This is a genomic window from uncultured Salegentibacter sp. (assembly GCF_963972535.1).
GTDB lineage: Bacteria > Bacteroidota > Bacteroidia > Flavobacteriales > Flavobacteriaceae > Salegentibacter.
The window spans coordinates 1-20,920 of record NZ_CAXAVR010000015.1; the positions used below are offsets into that span (position 1 = coordinate 1).

Here is a 20,920-nt window from a genome sequence, read left to right on the forward strand (position 1 = left end):
AATTTCGTGCCCGGTTCTTATGGCTTCTTCCAGCTTGGCTTTGTAAGCCTGTTCCAGAGAATCACTCATATTTTCTTTTAAAATTGTGCCGGCACCACCATGAATAACAATCCCAAAATTCCCCGCAGAATCCTGAATTTTTTCAGCTTCGGTGGATTCATTTTTTTCTGAATCTTTTTCAATTGAAATATTACAGGCTAAAAAGAGAAAAAGACTGAATAAAAGGAATATTTTTTTCATATAGAGTGTGATTTTAGGTCGAAGATACGCATTTTGTTAAGTTTTTTATTTTGCGCCAGGGATAGCAGCGTAAAGCCCACACGAACCGATAGGCGACGAGGACTTGCAGCGCATAGCCCGTTAAGGCGCCCAAAAAGATAAGAAAATGGGGCATTTGTCTAAGCTTTAAGTTGTAATTTTAAGGAATATAAATTAGAAATCATGGCAGTAAATAAACCTTTTAATCTTAATAAATGGATTGACCAAAACCGGGAATCTCTTAAGCCGCCGGTGGGCAATCGAAATCTTTATAAAGAATCTGAAGATTATATCGTGATGGTGGTGGCAGGGCCAAATGCACGCAAGGATTATCATTATAACGAAACCGAGGAGCTTTTTTATCAATTGGAAGGCGAAATTGAAGTGCATATTCAGGAAGATGGTAAGAAAAAAACGATGAAATTAGGTCCTGGAGATATGTATTTGCATCCCGCAAAAGTGCCACATTCACCGGTTAGAAAAGAAGGTTCTATTGGGCTGGTTGTGGAGCGTAAACGTGTGCAACTTGAAGGCAAAGACGGGCTATTATGGTTTTGCGATAATTGTAACCATAAATTATATGAAGTTTATTTTCCATTAGAAGATATTGAAAAAGATTTTTTAAAGCATTTTAAACATTTCTACGGAAGTAAAGAATTACGTACCTGTGATAATTGCGGGGAAGTAATGCCGGTAGATGAGCGTTTTGTAGCCGAAACGGAATAGCATAAAAAATTTATTATTTTAGCAGAAAACACACAAAAGAACAGATAAAATTTACAATTTAATGAGTGAAATAGCAGAAAAATTCGGAATTAAACAAGCTTTAAAAGATCTTGGTTTACAGGAAACCAATAATGGAACTTCTACCGGAAAAGATTTTTTTAGTAGTGGGGAAGTTATTGAATCTTATTCTCCTGTAGACGGCGCTTTAATTGGAAAAGTAAAGGCCACCACCAAAGAAGATTACGAAAAAGTAATTACTACTGCTACTGCAGGTTTTAAAGAATGGCGCACCTGGCCGGCACCTCAGCGTGGGGAAGTGGTTCGCCAGTTCAATGATGAATTAAGAAGATTAAAAGAACCATTAGGAAAATTGGTTTCCTACGAAATGGGAAAATCTTACCAGGAAGGTTTGGGCGAAGTTCAGGAAATGATAGATATCTGCGATTTCGCAGTGGGACTTTCGCGGCAGTTACACGGTTTAACCATGCATTCTGAACGGCCCGGGCATAGAATGTACGAGCAATACCACCCGCTTGGAGTAGTTGGAATTATCTCGGCATTTAACTTTCCCGTGGCGGTTTGGTCGTGGAATACGGCATTAGCGTGGGTTTGTGGAGATGCTTGCGTTTGGAAAGGATCAGAGAAAACTCCGTTAACTTCTGTCGCCTGTCAAAATATTGCCGCTAGAGTTTTTGCTGAAAATAATGTTCCGGCAGGGATTTCTTCATTGATCACCGGCGATTATAAGGTGGGTGAAATGATGACCAACGATAAACGAGTGCCTTTAATTTCGGCTACGGGTTCTATTAGAATGGGAAAAATAGTTGCCCAGGCAGTTGCCGCAAGGTTAGGGAAATCGCTTCTTGAATTAGGAGGGAATAACGCCATAATCGTAACGCCAGATGCCGATATTAAAAATACGGTAATCGGTGCTGTGTTTGGAGCCGTAGGAACCTGCGGACAGCGTTGTACTTCTACCCGAAGATTAATAATTCACGAATCTATTTATGATAAAGTAAAAGATGCGATTGTAAAAGCTTATAAGCAATTGCGTATTGGAAACCCATTAGATGAAAATAATCACGTGGGGCCACTTATTGACAAAGATGCGGTTAAAAATTACCAAAACGCTTTAGATAAAGTGGTAGAAGAAGGCGGTAAGATCTTAGTTGAAGGTGGCGTTTTGGAAGGCGAAGGCTATGAAAGCGGATGCTACGTAAAACCAGCTATTGCCGAAGCAAAAAACGAATTTAAGATTGTACAGCACGAAACTTTTGCACCAGTGCTTTATATTATGAAATATTCCGGAGATGTTTCTAACGCCCTGGAATTACAAAACGGAGTGGTACAGGGACTTTCTTCGGCAATAATGACCAATAATTTAAGGGAAGCCGAACGTTTTCTTTCGGTAGAAGGTTCAGATTGCGGGATTGCAAATGTGAATATTGGAACTTCAGGTGCTGAAATTGGCGGTGCTTTTGGTGGTGAAAAAGAAACCGGAGGCGGAAGAGAATCTGGGTCTGATGCCTGGAAGATATATATGAGACGTCAAACAAATACTATTAATTATACCACTGAACTGCCATTGGCGCAAGGTATTAAATTCGATTTGTAGTATTTAATAATAGAATCGTCACCCTGAACTTGTTTCAGGGTCTAATAGGTATAGAAAATGACGTAGATTCTGAAATAATCCCGAAATTTCGGGACGGCATGACGGAGGAAACCTGATTGGAATTATGAACAAAACCTCACAGCATTTAAAATCTGTGAGGTTTGTTTTTTCTCATATTTTAGCATTTCCCTAATTAAACCTTCAATAATAATTTTATATTTTGTGGCATCAAAAAAATAGACAATGAGTAAAATCGATAACGAAACAATTAAGAAAGAACATAAAAAGCGTCAGGACGATTTTGAAGAAGAAGATATAGATGATGTACTGGAAGATGAAGAAGCTATAAAATCTAAATTTGAAAATAAAGGAAAATTACAGCGTTATCTAGATGATGCGGTAATACTTTTTAGTTTGCTAAAAGATTATGCCAACGGGAATTACAGGGAAGTACCTTTTAACGTAATTGCAGCTATTGGAGGCGCTCTTCTTTATGTACTTTCGCCCATAGATTTAATCCCCGATTTTATTCCAATTATTGGTTATTTAGACGATGCTGCGGTAGTTGCTTTTTGTCTTAATCTCATAGAAAAAGATCTAATTTCTTATAAAATCTGGAAGAAACAGGAAGTGTAGTTTTAAAGATTTCCCACGAATAAATTCAAAAAAAAAGACCTCACAGGTTTTCATAACTTGTGAGGTCTAAATTTTTTATAGACAAATTGCCTTAAATTCTTCCGTTAGGCTCAACCCATTTAAAGATATGTTGATCTTGCGGAACAGCCATACGGTCTGCAATTCTTCGCATTCTATCGGGTAATCTCATAAGATAATCCCTGGCTTTTTCAGCTTCATCGGTAAGGGAACGCATTTTATCAATTTCCCAGTATCCATTTAGTTTTTCAAGGATTTCAATATAATCGTAAGTGGTGTATACGCCAAGTCTTTGGGCTGCATTAGAGAAGTTTTCAAAAGCTTCGGCAATTCCCTGTCCGCTTTCACGTAAAAACTGAGCTGGCATAACAATCTTTCTTTTCATCATATCGTGAAAAGCCAGCATCATTTGGCTGGGATCGTGCTCAAAGATGGTTTTTACAAATTCCCGGTAAGCCATATAGTGCCTCATCTCGTCTCCGGCAATAATATTACACATTTTTCCCAGCATTTTATTGCCTTTTTTCTTAGCTAACTGCCCAACACGCTTATGCGAAATATTGGTAGCCAATTCCTGGAAACTGGTGTATACAAAGTTTTTATAAGGATCACGCCCCGTTCCAATGTCAAAACCATCATTTATTAAATGTTGTGTGGTTTTTTCAATTTCACGCATATTTACCCTACCAGAGAGGTAAAGGTATTTGTTAAGCGTATCTCCGTGGCGGTTTTCTTCCCCGGTCCAGTGACGGACCCACTTAGACCAGGCGTTTTCTTCACCACGACTTTTGCCATGTTGTTTTACCCCTTCCATGTCCATAAGCCAGGATTCGTAGGTTGGGAGGGCTTCTTCGGTAACCATATCGGCAACTAAAACTACCCAAAAATCGTATTCAAGTTCTTTTGCTTCTTCCCTAATTTGGGTAAGCTCATTCATATAATCCTCTCCCTGTAAATTTGGAAGTAAATCTGTAGGTTGCCAGATTTCTTCTACCGGGATAAGGTATTTTTCAATGAAACCGTCTACCTCTTTCTCAACGGTGTTCATTACTTCTAATCTAATATTATCGAGGGCCATTTTATGTGGATTGGAGCAGGTATTTTAGAAACCCTGCTGGGATTTATAATTATGCTACAAAAACTGTGTTTTAGTTTTTACTAATATAATTCAGCTTAAATAAAACTCAAAATCATTAAAGTACAAAGATATAAAGAGTAAAGGCGTTTTCTGGTAAAATCGTCTTAATTTCTACCTTCCTCCTCGGGATATAGCTTAAAAACCGGCTCACTTTGCCATATTTCCTTTGAATTTACATCTATAGCCGATAATTTTCCCAAAAAAGCAGCGCCGGTATCTACATTCCAAATGTTTGCTTTTTTTACCGGGACATCTTCGTTAATTCGGGTAACCGGGGTATGGCCAATAAATATTTCATCAAAAAGTCTTAGGCGTTTTGGGTAATTTATATCATCTGGCTTTATATTTTTATCTAATGAAAGTGCCATTTCCCACAGGGTTCTATCCCAGTAAAATCCGGTGTCATGGTATTCCTGTTCAGGACCATGTTGATTTGTAAACCCCGCGTGCACAAAAAGCCTGTTTTTTTTATCTACGTAATAATTAACCATCTGATTAAAAAACTCGATATGCGCTTCTATTTCTTCTGAAGAAAAATTTCTATACGCATCAATACTGGATTGCCCACCGTGTTCCAGCCACTTTTCGTTAAGCTCTCCAGATTCCAGCCAGCGATGAGTAAGATCGTCATGATTTCCCCGAATAAAAATACAGGTATTTTGCTTTGCGAATTCTATTAAATAGGAAACCACGTTTGCCGAATCACTCCAGCCATCTACATAATCGCCCAAAAAAATTAGTTCATCGTCTGGGGTGACTTCAATTTTTTCAAGCAGTTGTATTAATGCTTTTAATCCGCCGTGAATGTCTCCAATGGCAATACTTCTACCCATATTAACTGTATTTTACTTTTCTTAAAATTCGCATACTTTCCTTATAATAATTATAAACTTCCTGGCTGTATTCTTTTAAAAATGGTTTGGCTTCTTCCAGTTTGTCTATTGCCTGTGCAAAGTTATTTAAATAACAAAGTAAATAAGTTGAAGGCAAATTTTTAAGATCTTTTATTTGTTGTTTATTTAGCGGAAGTTTCTTTTTAAGTCTTTCCAGAAGTTTATTGTTTGTGTTGTATATATGATAAAGCGTTTTCTTGTCGAATTCTGGTGGCTCAAATAGCAATTTGCTTTCTATCTCATAACTCACGCTGTCTTTAAAGCGAATAGTTACCTCTTCTAAAGGATAAAACTGGTATTTATCGTGCAGTCCCAATTGTACATATTCCAGGATTTTAAATTGTTCTTCGGTAAGGCTAATACTCACCTGGTCCAAATCTGAATAAAACAATTTCACCTGTTCGTTTATTAATTCTATATCTACACGGGAATAAAATGTTTCATTTTTTGCCAGAATCTTTTTTCCGGCCCAACAAACCACAAAATATTCTTTAAAAACTTTATAAGTGGCGTTATAATCTTTTCTCTTCTGAAGAAAATCAAACACCCCGTCCAGGGTTAATTCTATATTATTATGGGAATGGTTTTCTATAGAATTCACCACTTCTGAATTCACATCGCTAATAGTAATATCAAAAACCTTGGGCATACTAATGCTCCCGTCTCTAAGAAAAACCGAGCCACCATAATATTTCCAAATGTTTTTTCTAAGCGAGCATATTTTTCCGTGGTTGGGCTTAATGCTTACCAGGCCAACCACAAGGTTTCCAGGTAAATGCGGAAAAGGAATATTTTCATAAGATATTAACGGCGGATTACTTAAATAAGCATTCACCAGGTTTTGAATTTTACTATCGTCAAAAAAATCGGTGCCAACAATACGGTTATCTTCGTCCTGGACTCCAATTACGATATAAGAATTGTTTTCAGGATTGGAATTAGAAAGTGCGCAAACGTGCTTTAAAAACTTGGCTTTTCCTTCGCGTTCGCCAATATTAAGCTTCAGCTTTTTATCATAAAAGCTATTCTCGTCGTTATGAGCGAGTAAGTTTTTTATTAAAAGCCGTTTGTTGATCATATTTACTTTGTCATTTCCGTGAAGACGGAAATCTCTTTAATTATTATCTATTCTTTTTCCCATTACATATCTGCGTTAAACCATATCATTTTTCAATATTTTTATTCCTAGGGTATTCCAAAAACTAAACCTATAAGGTTTTTAAAACCTTGCAGGATGTAAATCTCAAGAAATATTAATTTTTATTCACCGTAGTGCTGTTTGCTTGCGCGGTTGGCATCACTACTAAATCTGCAATATTTACGTGATAAGGCCGGGTTACCACAAACCTGATTATATCTGCGATATCTTCCGGGCGTAAAGCTTGAAATCCTTCATAAACACTTTTCGCTTTTTCGGAGTCGCCTTTAAATCTCACTTCGCTAAATTCTGTTTGAGTAAGCCCCGGGTTTACGGCGCCAACTTTAATTCCGTGTTTGTTGAGGTCTATACGCATTCCCTGGTTTAAGGCATCTACCGCGTATTTGCTTGCGCAATAAACATTTCCGTTAGGGTAGACTTCTTTCCCTGCGGTAGATCCAATATTAATAATATGCCCGGTTCCCTGGTTTATCATTTTTGGAAAAATTGCTTTGCTAATATATAGCAGACCTTTTACGTTAATGTCTAACATGGCATCCCAATCGTCTATATTTCCATCCTGTATGGGGTCTAAACCGTGTGCGTTTCCGGCATTATTTATTAGAATATCAATTTTGCTGAATTTCTCTGGAAGTCCATTTATTTTTTCAAAAACCGCAGCTTTGTCACGAATATCAAAACAAAGGGTATAAACCGCGACCCTTTTTGACAATTCTTTTTTTAATTCGTCTAAACGTTCTTCCCTTCTTCCACAGAGAATTAAATTAATGCCTTCTCTTGCAAAAGCATTGGCGGTAGCTTTTCCAATTCCACTGGTGGCGCCGGTAATTAGTGCAGTTTTCATAAGTTTTTCTAAGTTATAAAGCTTCTACAAGAAACTAGCTTAAATGTATAAATGCAATTTAAAATCCTGTTAAATTTAGTTAATCTAGTCATCTGGATAAAATTTATTCAATGATGCTGCGTTTTCCTCTCTAAACAATTAATAAACCTATTTATGAAAAGAACGATGAAGAACCTAAAATTAAAAAGCTTATTGCTTGCGGCAGTAGTTGCTTTTGGATTTACCAGTTGTAGTGATGATGATGAAAACGGAGTGGAAGAAGGCAACGCCCAATTAACGGTTAGAATGACAGATGCCCCCGGAGACTACGATGAAGTTTGGGTAGATGTGCAGGATGTAATGATTAAAACAGAAGCCGCCGTTGGCGAAGAAGAAGCCGAATGGGAAAGTCTTTCTAATGTAGAAACTGGCCGTTATGACCTTCTACAATTAACCGGCGGAGTATCACAATTACTGGCCGATGTTGAAATTCCTGCAGGTTATCTTGATCAAATAAGACTGGTTTTAGGACCAGACAATGTGGTGGTAATTGATGGAGAAGAGAATCCTATGGCTACCCCAAGTGCACAACAATCTGGATTAAAATTAAATGTGCAACAAGAGCTGGAAGCAGGAGAAAGCTATGAATACCTTCTGGATTTTGATGTAGACGAATCTATCGTGACAACCGGTAATGGAGGTTACATCCTTAAACCTGTAATTAGAATGTCTGCTATGGCTAATACCGGTTCTATTGTAGGCGAAGTACATCCTAACGATAGAAAATCTTTGATAAAAGCACAGAATGCAAGCCATACTATTTCGGCTTATACTGACGAAGACGGCAATTTTGCGCTGCACGGCGTGCCGGCAGGAACTTATAAAGTTATTGTAACTCCAGATGCCGAAACTGGTTATGATGCCATTACCGAAGACAATGTAGAAGTAGTACAGGGGGAAGCAAAAGATCTTGAAACTATTTATTTGGAATAATTAAAAGATTTCCCTTATAAAAAAAGAGCGGCTATTTTTAGCCGCTTTTTTGTTTTTTAACCATACATTAACAGCAGAAACGCTAATAATTTTCCAATTTGCGGCCTCGAATTCACGGTCTTAAATACGCATAAAATGATAGATAACAACGCCTCTGTAGATATTGCAAGTTTAAATGAAAAAATAGAGAGGGAAAGTGCTTTTGTAGATTTACTAAATACTGAAGTCAATAAAGTAATAGTAGGGCAAAAGCATATGATGGAGCGCTTGCTTATTGGTTTATTGGGGCAGGGCCATATTTTGCTGGAAGGTGTTCCCGGTTTGGCAAAAACCCTGGCTATTAATACCCTTTCTCAAGCCGTTCACGGTAGCTTTAGTAGAATTCAGTTTACTCCAGACCTTTTGCCTGCAGATGTTGTGGGTACTATGATCTATAATATGAAGCTGAATGATTTCAGTATTAAAAAAGGACCCATTTTCGCAAATTTTGTCCTGGCAGATGAAATTAACCGGGCTCCAGCCAAAGTACAATCGGCTTTATTGGAAGCTATGCAGGAAAAGCAGGTAACCATTGGCGAAGAGACCTTTATTTTAGATAAACCGTTTTTGGTAATGGCCACGCAAAACCCGGTGGAACAGGAAGGAACTTATCCTTTACCTGAAGCCCAGGTAGACCGTTTTATGCTAAAAACCGTAATTGATTATCCCGAAATTAACGACGAGCAGTTAATTATGCGCGCCAATTTAAGAGGGGAATTCCCAAAAGTGAATCCGGTGGTGAGCATTGAGCAAATTTTACGTGCACAACAGGCTGCCAGGGAAGTTTATATGGATGAGAAAATTGAAAAATATATTCTTGATATTATTTTTGCCACTCGTAATCCTGAAAAATATAATTTAAAAGATCTAAAACCTTTAATAAGTTTTGGCGCTTCTCCAAGGGGAAGTATTAACCTGGCGAGAGCTTCAAAATGTTATGCATTTATAAAACGTCGTGGTTATGTAATTCCAGAAGATGTTAGAGCCGTGGTTGTAGACGTGCTTCGCCATAGAATTGGAATTACCTACGAGGCTGAAGCCGAAAATGTAACTTCAGAAGATATTGTGCATAAAATAGTGAACGAGATTGAAGTTCCATAAACCCTGTAGTTCCCTTAATTTTCGCATTTTCCAATAATTGCTGTGTAAAAACACAACCGCTTCCTGATGGATACCAAAGAGCTTTTAAAAAAAGTAAGAAAGATTGAAATAAAAACCCGGCGTTTGAGCGATCACGTTTTTGGCGGGGAATATCATTCTACTTTTAAAGGTCGTGGGATGACGTTTAGTGAAGTGCGGCAATACCAATTTGGCGACGATGTTAGAAGTATAGACTGGAATGTTACCGCTCGCTACAATGAGCCCTTTGTAAAGGTTTTTGAAGAAGAACGTGAACTTACCATGATGCTTATGGTAGATGTTTCGGGTTCAGAATTCTTCGGCACACAAAATCAGCTTAAAAAAGATGTGATTACCGAAATTGCTGCAACTTTAGCTTTTTCGGCTACCCAAAATAACGATAAGATTGGGCTGATGCTTTTTTCAGATAAAATAGAGCTTTATATTCCGCCTAAAAAAGGGCGTTATCACGTGCTTAGAATTATCAGGGAATTAATAGAATTTAAGCCACAATCTAAAAAAACCGATATCGCGGTAGCCATAAAATACCTTTCTAATGTGATGAAGAAAAAGGCGATTGTCTTTATGCTTTCAGATTTTATGGATGATGATTACCAGCAAACTTTAAAGATTGCGGGGAATAAACATGACGTAACTGGGATTAGAGTTTACGATTCGGCAGAGGAGGAAATTCCAAATTTAGGATTGGTACAAATGTTGGATGAGGAAACCGGCGAGTATGTAACTGTAAATACAGGCTCTAAATCGGTTAGAAGAAATTATGCTGAATATTATCGCGGAAAAGCTGCTTATTTTAACGAAAGTTTTACCCTAAGTGGAGCTGGCGTTATCAACAATCGTGTTGACGAGAGTTATGTAAAAAAATTGCTTGGATATTTTAAAAGAAGAGGTTAGAAACAAATGAATTATAGATTTACAACAACATTAAATAGTTTTAAAGCGGCGGCCTTGTTGCTTTTTTTGTTGTTGTCTTTTTCAGCTTTCGCTCAGCAACCTCAAATTAATGCTGGCATAGATTCAACTTCCATAAAAATTGGAGAACAAATAATTTATAGTATTGAAGTAGAAACTGATTCTACCAACTTGGTGGTTTTCCCTGAGGGTCAAACTTTTGACCCAATGGAAATGGTAGAATCTTTAGGAGCTGATACCACGACGGTTGAAGATCGCTTCAGGCTTTTAAAAAAATATTCACTTACCCAGTTCGATTCAGGTGCCTATACTATTCCGCAGCAAAAAATTATTATTCAAAATAGGGAATATTTAACCGATTCTTTTAGAGTTGAGGTTGCCGATGTAAAAGTTGATACCACACGGCAAAAAATGTATCCTATAAAACCGGCGGTAGATGTTCCAAAACCTTTTAGTATTCCTAACTGGATTTGGTGGTTACTTGCCGCTTTAGTAATTCTTGGACTTGCTTTTTACTTTTTCCGAAGAAGAAAGAAAAGAAAAGAAGCAGAACCCGAATTACCTCCATACGAGCAGGCCATGTTCGAGTTAAAACAATTAGATAATTCTTCTTTGTTGCAAGACAGGGAAATCAAGGAATATTACTCAAATCTTGCATTTATTGTTAGAAAATATTTAGATAGAAAAATTTACGATAGGGCGCTGGAGAGTACCACCTCAGAACTTATTGCTTACCTGGAATTAAGAAAACAGGCGGGAGAATTAAGTTTAAAAGATAAATCTATAGATAATTTTCAGCAATTATTAAAACGCGCCGATTTAGCCAAATTTGCCAATTCGCGCCCCGATGTAATTACCGCGAAAAGTGATAGAACTAAAACCGAGCATCTTATAAAAGACATTCGCCAGGTAGTTCCTGAGCCAACCGAGGAAGAATTGATGCAGGATGAAAAATACCGAACAGAGAAATTAAGAAGGAAAAGAAGAAATAAAATCCTGGCCATAATTGGTGGTGTGTTGGTGCTGGGAATTATTGTAATAGTGGTTTTGGTAAATACCAGAGGATTTGATTATATAAAAGATTCGGTTTTAGGAAATGAGACCAAAGAATTGCTGGAGGGCGACTGGATTAGAAGTGAATACGGCACACCAAGTGTAACCATAACCACTCCAGAGGTACTGGTAAGAAAAGCTGTAGATAGGGACAATGAGCTACAGGAATTGCTTCTGGGAAGTGAAACTTTTGATTCTGGAACACTGGAGAGCAATTTATATATTTTATTAATTACCGGGCCTGTAAATCCGCAAAGTGATTTTAACCTTGATAAGGCAGTAGACGGTATTTATGAAAACCTGGAAAACCAGGGTGCTAGTAATATTATTATGAAAGAAGAAGAATTTTCAACTTTAAATAACGCCAAAGGAATTAAGGTTTTTGGAACTTTTAATCTTGAAAATCCAATTACCGGCGGACCAATTCAAAAGCAATATGCTATTCTAAACCTGGGAGAAAATGGTGGATTTCAGCAGGTTATGGTAGTTTTTGATGAAGATGATGAATATGCCGAAGAAATATTACAACGAGTAGAAAGTTCTATAGAATTAAGAAATCAGTCTAATTGATGTTTGCTAATTATACATTCGAAAATCCAGAATTTTTCTGGCTGCTTTTGCTGCTTCTGCCGGCAACGGCCTGGTATTTCTGGAAACGAAAGCAGCAAACGCCAGAACTTAGAATGTCTAGTGTAAAAGGTTTTAAGGTAAAGCAATCGCTGCTTTCAAAATTAAAACCTATACTTTTTATCTTACGCTTACTGGCATTGGCGCTGTTAATAACTGCAATGGCCCGGCCAAGAACGGTAGATGTAACCACGCAAAGCAGCAACATTAGGGGTATAGATATTGTAATGGCCATAGATGTTTCGGCAAGTATGCTGGCTCGCGATTTTGAACCTAATCGACTGGAATCTGTAAAGGAAGTAGGAGCTGAATTTATAGAAAATAGGCCTACAGATAGGATTGGTTTGGTGCTTTTTGCTGGAGAAAGTTTTACAAAAACGCCCATTACCAGCGATAAAAGTATTGCTTTAAGAGCCATTGAAGAAATTGAATACAGTAATGTATTACAAAACGGAACGGCAATTGGTTCAGGTTTGGCAACTTCGGTTAACCGTTTAAAAGATAGTGATGCCGAAAGCAAAGTGATTATTTTATTAACCGACGGGGTAAATAACTCTGGGTTTATAGATCCTAAAATAGCCAGCGAGCTCGCTGTGGAATTCGACATTAAAGTCTATACAATTGGCGTGGGAAGTAATGGAAATGCCCTAACTCCAGTAAATATTTTACCTAACGGGAAGTTTCAATATGGGGTGCAAAAAGTGGAGATAGATGAAGCTTTGTTGCAGCAAATTGCTGCAGATACCGGCGGGAAATACTTTAGAGCTACCAATAACGAAACCCTCGAAGAAATTTATGAAGAAATAGACAGCCTGGAGAAATCTGAAATAGAAGAATTCAGGTATTATAATTATACGGAAAAATTTAGGCCTTATGCTTTACTGGCTTTAGGATTATTACTTTTTGAAATAATCTTGCGGTATACAGTATTTAGAGGCTTCATTTAAAAATTAGAAAGAAAGTTTTAATGATCTTAGAAGAAAAAATATATTTATGGCTTTTACTACTCCTTCCGGTAGTAATCTTGCTATACCTTATTTTTAGGCTTTGGCAGAAGCGTGCGCGCTCAAGGTTTGCCAAACCCGAGCTTCTAAGTTTTTTATCACCAAACAAATCGGCATTTAAGCCTGTTTTAAAATTAATGCTAATTCTTGTTGCCCTTGCCAGCTTAATTTTTGGCCTTGTAAATCCTAAATTGGGCTCCCAGTTGGAAACAGTAAAACGTGAAGGTGTAGATATTGTTTTTGCCGTAGATGTATCTAAAAGTATGGAAGCCGAAGATATTGCGCCCAATAGATTAGAAAAATCGAAGCAACTGGTAAGGCAAATAATAGGGAACCTGGGAAGCGATCGCGTGGGAATTATCGCCTATGCCGGAAGCGCTTTTCCGCAATTGCCAATTACAACAGATTACGGCTCGGCAGAGATGTTCCTGGAAAGTCTAAATACCGATATGATTTCCTCGCAGGGAACCGCCATTGGAGATGCTATAGATTTAGCTACCGGTTTTTTTGACGATAACCAACAAACCAACCGGGTGATGTTTATTCTAAGCGATGGCGAAGATCACCAGGGTAATGTTGAAGATATGGCGGAACGCGCCGCTGAAGCCGGGATTAGAATTTATACTATAGGTGTAGGCACCACCAAGGGAGGACCAATTCCTATTAAAAGGAATGGAGTGGTGCAGAATTATAAAAAGGATAATCAGGGCGAAACCGTAATTACAAAACTTGATCCGGCAATTCTAGAGCAAATTGCGAGCGAAACAAACGGAGAATATATTGATGGTAGTATAACTGCTGAAGTAACCGAAAAAGTTCAGGAAGAGTTGCTTACCATAGAAAAAACAGAATTTGAAGCCAAACAATTTGCCGATTATAAATCGCAGTTTCAGTGGTTCGTTGGTTTGGCAATCTTATTGCTGTTACTGGATGTATTTATGCTGGAACGCAAGACCGGCTGGATAAGGAAGCTTAATTTATTCAACGAAAAAAGAAAAACAGAGGAGTGATTCAATGAGAGGTTTTTCAGCAAACATATTACTCGATAATCGAGATTTAAATTTATCCTTGAGCTTTCTTCGAGTTAGTTTATGTGTGTTTTTTGGGTTGGTACTTGGACTTCCGGTATTAGCCCAGCAACAAAGTGATAAAGAAAGAGAAAAAGCCCAAAAGGAAGCCCGGCAATTTATGCAGGAAGCTGATGTTGCTTTAGGAGAAAATAATTTCCCGGAAGCCGAGGCGGCTTATAGAAAAGCTATTGCCAAAGATGCTGAGAATGCAGACGCGAGATATAATATGGGAAATATGTATTATACCCGTGAAAATGCACCACAGGCTGCACAACGTTTTAAGCAGGCGGCTGAGGTTGCAGACACGAAAACTGCCAGGCACAAAGCCAACCATAATTTGGGAAATGCTTATTTGAAGCAAAAAATGTATCAGGAAGCGGTAGATGCCTATAAAGACGCTTTAAGAAACGATCCAACTGACGATGAAACACGGTATAATTTAGCCCTGGCTAAAAAGATGCTGGAACAGAAACAGGAAAACCAGGAGGATAACCAGGATGGTGGCGATGATGAGAATGAAGATCAGGAAAATCAGGATCAGGAAAATCAAGACCAAAACCAGGATCAGGAAAACCAGGAGCAGGAGAATCAGGAGCAGGAGAATCAGGATGGTGAGGGAGATAATGAAGGTGACCAGGATCAACAAGATCAGGATCAGGAAGAACAGGAAGGTGACCAGGATGAGCAGGAGCAGCAAGATGGCCAGGGCGACCAGCAAGAGGAAGAACAGCAACCAGAGCAAGGCCAGCCTCAACCCGCGCAGGGACAATTGTCTCCAGAGCAAATTCAGAGTTTACTGGAAGCGATGAATAATGAAGAAAGAAAGGTGCAGGATAAAGTAAATGCGGAAAAACAAAAAGGTGCCAAAGTGCAATCTGAAAAAGATTGGTAAAATTTTTGATACATTTCTTTCCAAAATCATACTTATCTTAAAGAAAGGATTTTATAGATGAAGGTGAAGTTTTTAATACTTAGCATTTTATTATTTACCGGCTTTGGTTTACAGGCCCAGGTAAAGTTCGAAGCCAAAGTGAGCAAGGACAAACTTGGGGTAAACGAACGCCTTAGGGTAGATTTTGAAATGAACCAGGATGGTGATAATTTTCGTCCTCCCTCTTTTGATGGTTTTACCGTTGTAGGTGGCCCAAACCAGTCGGTGAGTAATCGTTGGATTAATGGGGATCGTACATATTCAAAAACGTATTCTTATTATTTACAGCCCAGTTCCCGCGGAAGCAAAACCATTGCCCAGGCTGAAATTACCATAGACGACAAGATTTATAAAACCACACCAATAGATATCCAGGTTACCGCTGCGGTAGACCAGCCAACCGATGGTGATAATTCAGATCTTATAGCGTCAGATAACTTGCATTTAGTTGCTGAAGTGTCCAACCCCAATCCTTATTTAAACGAAGGGATAACCGTGGTTTATAAGTTATTTGTGAGTCCCCGAATTAGTGTGAGCAATTTCAGGGAAGTAGATAGCCCTAAGTTTTCAGATTTTTGGAGTCAGAATATTGAAATAAGGGAATTAAGACCGGAAAATGGGGAATATCAGGGAGAGCCATATCGCTATGTAGTACTTAAAAAGGCGGTGCTTTATCCCCAGAAAACCGGTAAATTAGAGCTTGAACCACTTACTCTGTCAGTTTCGGTAGATGTACCAAGTGACAGGCGTGACATTTTTGGCAGTAGAATTTATAAAACTATAAATAAAACTGTTGCTGCGGGCACTAGAACAGTCGATGTAAGACCATTGCCCGAAGGGAAACCTGCTGGTTTCACCGGCGCCGTGGGACAATTTAGTTTAGATGTGAGCACCACTAAAGATAAGCTGGATGCTTCAGAATCCCTGGAAGCAAAGGTTGAAATTAGAGGAAATGGGAACTTAAATTTATTTGAATTACCCTCGCTTGAGGTACCATCTTCACTTGAAATGTATGATCCACAAAGAACCGAAAACGTTACCACTACTTTAAATGGAAAACAGGGAAGTATTATAGATTCTTACACTATTGTGCCTACCAGAAAAGGTCAATATCCAATTCAGCCATTAACTTTTTCATATTTTGATCCAAAAACGCAAACTTATAAGAGTTTGTCTTCCCAGGAAATTTTAATAGATGTAGAAGAAGGTCCGGTTAGTACTTCGGGTGGTAGAATTGCAGAAAACAGTAAGCGCGCGGTTAATTTACCTTCAGAACAGTTTAGGTTTATAAAAACCCAAACCAATCTTAGGCCGTTAGAGCAACAAGCCTTTTTTAGGTCGTGGACTTATTGGGGATCGTTACTTTTGCCTTTTGCAGCTATTCCGCTCTTTATTTTATTCGGAAAAAAGAGAGAAGCCATTGCCGCCGATGTACATGGAAACCGACTTAAAAAAGCGAATAAACTGGCAAGAAAATACCTTTCTGAAGCCAAAAAGAACCTTGGCGATCAGCAGGCTTTTTATGAATCTTTAGAGCGTGCAATGCACAATTATTTAAAAGCGAAACTTCATATTCAAACTTCTGAAATGAGTAAAGAACGCATTTTAGAAATTTTGAAGGAAAAAAATGTTCCCGATGAAACTTCTGCAGAATTTATTGAGGTTTTAAAAAGCTGTGAGTTTGCAAGGTACACCCCAGCGTCAAATTCTGCGCAGCAGGAGGATTACGATAAAGCTGTAAAAGTAATTTCAAAACTGGATAAAGAGATTTAGTATGAAAAAGCTGATTTTAATTTTCCTGGTATTTGTTTCGGCCACGACTCTGGCACAAAACCCAACACTTTTTGAAGAAGCAAATGAGGCCTATGCAAACGATAATTTTGAAACTGCTATAGCCAAATATGAAGAAATCCTGGCAAATGGAAAAACTTCAGTAGCAACCTATTATAATCTTGGAAACGCGCATTATAAATTAAATAATGTAGCCCCAAGTATTTATTATTATGAAAAAGCATTACAGTTAGATCCTACAGATGAAGATGTGCAAAATAATATAGAATTTGCACGTAGTATGACTATAGATGATATTCCCGTGGTAGAGGAAACCGGTTTTGAAAAAAAAATTAATCAATTTCTATCTACGTTTTCTTATAATACCTGGGCTTATTTTTCTATTGCTTTTTCTATAATCTTTGTAGTGCTCTTCTTATTTTATTATTTCAGTAGAAAACCGCTTATAAAACGAACTTTGTTTGGATTTGCGATCTTCATATTTTTACTTGGAGGAATTTCAGTATTCTTTGCATTTCAGCAACAGGAGATTCAATTCAACAATCAATTTGCTATTATTTTTACTGAAGAAGCCGATGTAAAAAATGAACCTTCCCCACGGGCTGAGACTGCCTTTAGCTTACACGAAGGCACTAAAGCCAAAGTGTTGGAGAATTATCAGGGTTGGGTAAAATTAGAACTATCTAACGGCACCCAGGGCTGGACAGAAAATAATAATTTGAAGCGACTATAAAAATTATTGATATTAGTTTAACATTAAAGTATGAGTATTTTTTGCTAGTTAGACGCATTTCTTGTTATTTTTGTCGCTGTGAAAACACAGGTCTACATTCTAACTTTTATATTTATGGCATTTCTAGCGACGCCTAGCATTGTTGCCTATATAGATAATTCTGTAGATGTTTCTTTTGCTTTTAATGTAAATGAAGAAGAAAGTTCTTCTAAAAACCAGATTAACCTGGAATTTAATTTTGAAGAGCAAAATACCAATTACGCCAGTATTCATTTTCTTCAGGAGCAGGATTATACCAAAGATTTCTATACTGAAAGTTATCCTGTAGTATTTTTAGACGTGATCTTTCCCCCACCCAAAAACGCTTAATCTAATTTAAATTTTTCTGGATTTTTATGAACTATCTGCAGACTTTGCAGTGGCTATAGCATTCTTATTTAGATTGTTATAAAAAATTCTATTCATTTTTCTAAAAATTAGATTTTAGAGACATTACTAGGCTAAATTTTGCTTAGGTCTCAATTAATAAAGCGTTTTATATGTTTAAACATTTTAATAAAGATTTCCCGGCAAGTATTGTAGTATTTTTCGTAGCGATTCCGTTATGTTTAGGAATTGCACTTGCCAGTGGAGCCCCACTATTTTCCGGTTTAATTGCCGGTATGGTTGGAGGTATCGTTGTAGGTAGTATTTCAAATTCTCAATTAGGGGTTAGTGGTCCTGCAGCAGGTTTAGCGGTTATTGTTTTAGGAGCAATACAATCGCTTGGGAGCTATGAAATATTCCTGGTTGCAGTAGTAATTGCCGGAATTCTTCAAATAGTAATGGGAGCCTTAAAAGCTGGTATTATTGGATATTATTTTCCTTCATCAGTAATTAAAGGTATGCTTGCAGGTATAGGTATTACCATTGCTATTTCACAAATTCCAAACGTTCTGGGCTTTTCCAGTGATTTAGAAATTTTTTCTATAGATGGCGGCATTGGTTCTGCATTAGGTAACATAGCAGATAACCTACATTATGGTAGTATATTAATTACTCTTGTGGCCCTGGCAATTTTACTATTATGGGAAAAAGTTCTTACTAAAAAGAGCAAAATATTTAGTATTGTTCCAGGCCCTCTGGTAGCTGTTTCTATGGGTGTAGTTTACTATCTAGTAGTAGATGGTCCTGCTTTTGGGATTCAGGATTTTCAATTAGTTACCGTTCCTGTACCAGAAAGTGCAGCTTCTTTCTTCGGGCAATTTTCTATGCCTAATTTTGCTGAAATCACTAATTCTGAAGTTTGGATTGTTGCAGTAACAATTGCTATTGTTGCCAGTTTAGAAACTTTATTAAGTGTGGAAGCTATAGATAAAATAGACCCATTAAAAAGAACCACAAATACCAACCGTGAGCTTTATGCGCAAGGTGCTGGTAATATGATTTCTGGTCTTATTGGAGGTTTGCCGGTTACACAGGTAATTGTAAGGAGTTCTACTAATGCACAATCTGGTGGTAGAACTAAACTTTCTGCAATTTTACACGGTTTCCTCATACTATTTTCTATTATCGCTATACCAACTGTGTTGAATATGATTCCTTTGGCCGTACTTGCCGCCGTGCTTCTATTGGTAGGTTATAAGTTGGCTAAACCGGCTCTTTTCAAGCAAATGTTTAAATTAGGAAAGGGACAATTTCTTCCATTTATTATTACCATTCTTGGGGTTGTGTTTTTAGACTTGCTAATGGGTATAGGACTCGGACTTGCGGTAGGAATTGGAGTTATTCTAATTAATAGTTACAAGAACTCTCACTTTCTTCACAAAGAAGGTTACGATGTTAATGATGGTCAGTACAAAATCACACTTGCTGAAGAGTTGTCTTTCTTAAATAAAGGTGCAATTCTAAGAGAGTTAAATGAAATTCCAGATAATTCTACGGTAATTTTAGATGTAAGAAAAACCCGAGTACTGGATTATGATGTACTTGAAATTTTAGATGAATTTGCTATTAAGGCAAAACGAAAGGATATAACTATTAAGCTTATTGCAGATAAAGGTGAAGTGGTGAATCCTGAAAGTTTTAGAAGATTTTTTGGACTGGACGTTCCGGTTTAAAAGTATAGAATAGAATTTTTTAGAGGAAGTTTGAGAAGTTTAATTCTCGTCAGGCTGTCCCGAAGTTTCGGGATTAGCTTCTAAAATTTTAGATCCTGAAATATAATTCAGGATGGCGAACTAAAAACTTTTTAAACTTCCTCTTTTTCATTCTTGAAGAAATCATTTTCTTCATTTAATATATCTCTTTCTCTGGCTTCTCTTATAATTGAAGGGAGTACTGCCGGGGCTATGGTTTTTACAGGAGCATATAATTTAGATTCTTCCAGGCTTTCTTCGCTAACTAAGTCTATTTCTTCGTTTGTAGCGCCAAAAAACATAATAACCACACTGGCTAAAAAAGCCATTTTTAATAGTCCAAATGCACCGCCGAGTAATTTATTCACAATGCCAAGGGCAGCAAAACCGGCCATTTTGGTTAAAATTTTTCCGGCAAGCGAAATTAGAAAAACAATAAGAATAAATGTAATAGCGAAGGCGATTAGGTTAACATAATCTGAATCCCAATTCATATTTTCAGAAAAGAAATCGCTTAAAATATGAGAAAAATGAATGGCACCGTAAATACCGGCTACAATACCTACAAGGGAAGCAATTTCGGCCAGCAGGCCTCTAAAAAAACCTCTAACGAGTCCGTAAAGCAGTATTAAAGCCAGGACGATATCTACTGTGTTCATATTTCAAATATAGGAAAACTACTTCTTGGCAAGGTAACGAGGTATTCATAAAAAAATAGGCGAATTTCAAAGCATTCTGAAATTTCAGGGCGAAATATTAATTTCTATTATCAATTAAAATACTTCAAGGTTTAAACAGGTAAAATTGAAGAAAATCAAACCTGTATGTGAAGTATTTTCAAATACTAAGATATTATCTTTGCGGTATGACAAGAGACGAAAATTTGAAAGGGAGATGGGAAGGTTTGCAAAAAAAACTTTCTAACCAGTTTGCCGATGGAGAATCAATGGATCTGGATGCGATAATTTATGTAATTGGCGTTCAGGAGTTAGGTCAGCCACACAAGAAATTTAAGAAAGATCATAAAATAGATTTGATGCATATTGCTATTTGCCGTTTGCTGGAGCCTTACGGTTACTATGAATTTGATTATTTTGATGAAGACGGATGGCCGCATTATAAGATCTTGGAGCAATTACCTACTTTAAAAGCCGGGGAGCAATCGGTTTTAATGAAGGAGGCCATTGTAAATTATTTTATCAATAACGGATACATAGATTAAAGGCCACACGTGCTGCCTAAAA

The 20,920-nt window shown here is 37.5% G+C and carries 19 protein-coding genes and 2 pseudogenes; 15 read left to right on the forward strand and 6 right to left on the reverse strand.

Annotation, left to right across the window (positions count from 1 at the left end; genetic code table 11):
* Positions 1-240, reverse strand: a pseudogene (locus AACZ30_RS03545) (beta-aspartyl-peptidase); the annotation flags it as partial.
* Positions 241-441: 201 nt separating this feature from the next.
* Between AACZ30_RS03545 and AACZ30_RS03550 the strand changes: the two are divergent.
* The 3 genes and pseudogenes from AACZ30_RS03550 to AACZ30_RS03560 all read left to right on the forward strand — a co-directional run.
* Positions 442-984, forward strand: a complete 543-nt coding sequence (locus AACZ30_RS03550) for a 3-hydroxyanthranilate 3,4-dioxygenase (RefSeq protein WP_208223452.1) — start codon at positions 442-444, stop codon at positions 982-984.
* A gap of 61 nt (positions 985-1,045) precedes the next feature.
* The gene (locus tag AACZ30_RS03555) at positions 1,046-2,599 is read left to right on the forward strand and encodes an aldehyde dehydrogenase family protein (protein WP_070054440.1); all 1,554 of its coding nucleotides are present in this window, start codon (positions 1,046-1,048) and stop codon (positions 2,597-2,599) included.
* A gap of 243 nt (positions 2,600-2,842) precedes the next feature.
* A pseudogene (locus AACZ30_RS03560) lies at positions 2,843-3,166 on the forward strand (YkvA family protein); the annotation flags it as partial.
* A 160-nt stretch (positions 3,167-3,326) separates the two neighbouring features.
* Here AACZ30_RS03560 and AACZ30_RS03565 read toward each other — a convergent pair.
* From AACZ30_RS03565 to AACZ30_RS03580, 4 genes are all read right to left on the reverse strand, one after another.
* Positions 3,327-4,331: an acyl-ACP desaturase gene (locus AACZ30_RS03565; protein WP_075325296.1), complete on the reverse strand. Its 1,005-nt coding sequence runs from the start codon at positions 4,329-4,331 to the stop codon at positions 3,327-3,329.
* 164 nt (positions 4,332-4,495) lie between these two features.
* Positions 4,496-5,224: a metallophosphoesterase family protein gene (locus tag AACZ30_RS03570; protein ID WP_339647810.1), complete on the reverse strand. Its 729-nt coding sequence runs from the start codon at positions 5,222-5,224 to the stop codon at positions 4,496-4,498.
* Between the two features lies 1 nt (position 5,225).
* Positions 5,226-6,362: an ATP-binding protein gene (locus AACZ30_RS03575; RefSeq protein WP_339647811.1), complete on the reverse strand. Its 1,137-nt coding sequence runs from the start codon at positions 6,360-6,362 to the stop codon at positions 5,226-5,228.
* A gap of 175 nt (positions 6,363-6,537) precedes the next feature.
* The gene (locus AACZ30_RS03580; protein ID WP_075325293.1) at positions 6,538-7,287 is read right to left on the reverse strand and encodes an SDR family NAD(P)-dependent oxidoreductase; all 750 of its coding nucleotides are present in this window, start codon (positions 7,285-7,287) and stop codon (positions 6,538-6,540) included.
* A gap of 153 nt (positions 7,288-7,440) precedes the next feature.
* On the opposite strand from AACZ30_RS03580, the gene AACZ30_RS03585 reads away from it, so the two are divergent.
* From AACZ30_RS03585 to AACZ30_RS03635, 11 genes are all read left to right on the forward strand, one after another.
* On the forward strand, positions 7,441-8,259 hold the full coding sequence (locus AACZ30_RS03585) for a DUF4382 domain-containing protein (RefSeq protein ID WP_339647812.1): 819 nt from the start codon (positions 7,441-7,443) through the stop codon (positions 8,257-8,259).
* 135 nt (positions 8,260-8,394) lie between these two features.
* Positions 8,395-9,399, forward strand: a complete 1,005-nt coding sequence (locus AACZ30_RS03590) for a MoxR family ATPase (protein WP_339647813.1) — start codon at positions 8,395-8,397, stop codon at positions 9,397-9,399.
* A 66-nt stretch (positions 9,400-9,465) separates the two neighbouring features.
* Positions 9,466-10,332: a DUF58 domain-containing protein gene (locus AACZ30_RS03595; protein WP_339647814.1), complete on the forward strand. Its 867-nt coding sequence runs from the start codon at positions 9,466-9,468 to the stop codon at positions 10,330-10,332.
* A 6-nt stretch (positions 10,333-10,338) separates the two neighbouring features.
* Positions 10,339-11,973, forward strand: a complete 1,635-nt coding sequence (locus AACZ30_RS03600) for an LPXTG cell wall anchor domain-containing protein (RefSeq protein ID WP_339647815.1) — start codon at positions 10,339-10,341, stop codon at positions 11,971-11,973.
* Positions 11,973-12,977: a VWA domain-containing protein gene (locus AACZ30_RS03605; RefSeq protein WP_339647816.1), complete on the forward strand. Its 1,005-nt coding sequence runs from the start codon at positions 11,973-11,975 to the stop codon at positions 12,975-12,977. The genes AACZ30_RS03600 and AACZ30_RS03605 overlap by 1 nt, the downstream gene beginning before the upstream one ends.
* Positions 12,978-12,997: 20 nt before the next feature.
* Positions 12,998-14,044, forward strand: coding sequence for a VWA domain-containing protein (locus AACZ30_RS03610; RefSeq protein ID WP_339647817.1), 1,047 nt, complete (start codon positions 12,998-13,000; stop codon positions 14,042-14,044).
* 58 nt (positions 14,045-14,102) lie between these two features.
* A complete protein-coding gene (locus AACZ30_RS03615; RefSeq protein ID WP_339647818.1) occupies positions 14,103-14,996 on the forward strand; it encodes a tetratricopeptide repeat protein in 894 nt (297 codons plus the stop codon).
* Positions 14,997-15,053: 57 nt separating this feature from the next.
* A complete protein-coding gene (locus AACZ30_RS03620; protein WP_339647819.1) occupies positions 15,054-16,808 on the forward strand; it encodes a BatD family protein in 1,755 nt (584 codons plus the stop codon).
* Between the two features lies 1 nt (position 16,809).
* Positions 16,810-17,559: a tetratricopeptide repeat protein gene (locus AACZ30_RS03625; RefSeq protein ID WP_339647820.1), complete on the forward strand. Its 750-nt coding sequence runs from the start codon at positions 16,810-16,812 to the stop codon at positions 17,557-17,559.
* Between the two features lie 114 nt (positions 17,560-17,673).
* Positions 17,674-17,928 carry a hypothetical protein gene (locus AACZ30_RS03630; RefSeq protein ID WP_075325283.1) on the forward strand — a complete coding sequence of 85 codons (255 nt, stop codon included), beginning with the start codon at positions 17,674-17,676 and terminating at the stop codon, positions 17,926-17,928.
* A 170-nt stretch (positions 17,929-18,098) separates the two neighbouring features.
* Positions 18,099-19,658 (forward strand): SulP family inorganic anion transporter, encoded by a 1,560-nt coding sequence (locus AACZ30_RS03635; RefSeq protein WP_339647821.1) that lies wholly within the window; start codon positions 18,099-18,101, stop codon positions 19,656-19,658.
* A 131-nt stretch (positions 19,659-19,789) separates the two neighbouring features.
* On the opposite strand, the gene AACZ30_RS03640 is transcribed toward AACZ30_RS03635, so the two are convergent.
* The gene (locus AACZ30_RS03640; protein WP_339647822.1) at positions 19,790-20,335 is read right to left on the reverse strand and encodes a CvpA family protein; all 546 of its coding nucleotides are present in this window, start codon (positions 20,333-20,335) and stop codon (positions 19,790-19,792) included.
* A 206-nt stretch (positions 20,336-20,541) separates the two neighbouring features.
* Between AACZ30_RS03640 and AACZ30_RS03645 the strand changes: the two genes are divergently transcribed.
* Entirely contained in the window at positions 20,542-20,898 is a 357-nt protein-coding gene (locus tag AACZ30_RS03645) for a hypothetical protein (protein WP_075325280.1), read from the forward strand.
* Positions 20,899-20,920 lie beyond the last annotated feature (22 nt).